At 40.1% G+C, this 1,342-nt stretch carries 1 protein-coding gene; it reads left to right on the top strand.

All coding sequences use genetic code 11. The annotated features are described in order from the left end of the window. Positions 1-67: 67 nt before the first annotated feature. Positions 68-1,342 (top strand): IS4 family transposase (locus AN619_RS13470; protein WP_068557791.1); only part of this gene is annotated, 1,275 nt, incomplete at its 3' end.

Genomic DNA, 1,342 nt, shown 5'->3' with positions numbered 1-1,342 from the left:
CCCCTCTCTGTGATATAATAGAAGTGACAAAACCCCATTAAAATCAACGGTTGGGAGGTTCTTGAACATGTCTATTGTATCACAGAAGATGAAAGCAGAAAATAGGTTTGTACTGACAGTCGATAACTTTTTTAAAAAGTTTTCTATAGCTTCAATACTGAAAGAGTCAAATGCATATAAAGAAAAGGGTATACCTTGTGTCCAGGTATTTAAAGTGCTTTTCAGGCTTGCTTTTACTGGCAAGAACCTGTTCATGAATTACGAAGCCGAAAACCCTAATATACCGTTTGCAAGAGATGTTGCCTACAGATTCCTAAACTCGATGCATATCAACTGGCAGAGGTTTCTCTATTCGCTTTCTGCCAAGGTTATAAACCATCACATTGATCCACTTACAGCAGATAATCGGGCTGATGTATTTGTGATAGACGATTCCTTCTACAGCAGAACAAGAAGCAAAGCAGTAGAGCTTCTTTGCTGGGTCAAAGACCATGCTGATGGCAACAAGAACAAGAAAGGCTTTCGTATGCTTACTCTTGGTTGGACAGATGGTAATTCGTTTATCCCAGTGGCCTTCAACCTTTTAAGTTCAGCTAATGCAAAGGTTTGTATAAATCCAGCCAGAGAATCAATAGACAAAAGGACTGTTGGGTTTAAACGCCGTAAAAATGCGTTATCTACTTCTCCGGATTCTGCACTGGCAATGCTGAAGCAAGCTATTGCTGCTGGTATAAAGGCAAAGTATGTTCTGTTCGACAGTTGGTTTTCCTTTCCTGCTACTATTATCAAGGTTTGTAAAATGAACCTTGATGTGATAGCTATGTTGAAGGACACGCCAAAGATTTACTACACCTTCAATGGTGAAAAGAAATCCTTGCGTGAGATATACCGAATCGTAAGAAAACGCAGAGGTAGAGCCAAATACCTGGCATCTGTTATGGTAGAGCTGCACGATAAGGAGGGGAACAGCCTTCCGGCAAAAATTGTCTTTGTCCGTGACAGAAGGAACAAGAGCAAATGGCTCGCTCTGATTTCTACGGATATAGATCTTCCAGAAACAGAAATAATCAGGATTTACGGTAAACGATGGGATATTGAGGTATTCTTCAAAATGTGCAAGTCATACCTTAAGCTGGCAAAGGAATTTCAGGGCCGTTCGTACGATATGATGGTTGCCCATACTACTATTGTTTTTTCAAGGTACATTATGTTAGCGGTTGAAAACCGCAATAACACTGATTTACGCACCATTGGTGCTTTATTCTACTACTGCTGTGATGAGCTCGAAGATATTAAATTCCTTGAAGCTCTGCAGCTTATAATAGAGGCTTTAAAAACTGCT

Origin of the sequence: Thermotalea metallivorans (assembly GCF_001562415.1) — a bacterium.
Taxonomy (GTDB): domain Bacteria; phylum Bacillota; class Clostridia; order Peptostreptococcales; family Thermotaleaceae; genus Thermotalea; species Thermotalea metallivorans.
This window is presented reverse-complemented; position numbering and strand designations above follow the sequence as displayed.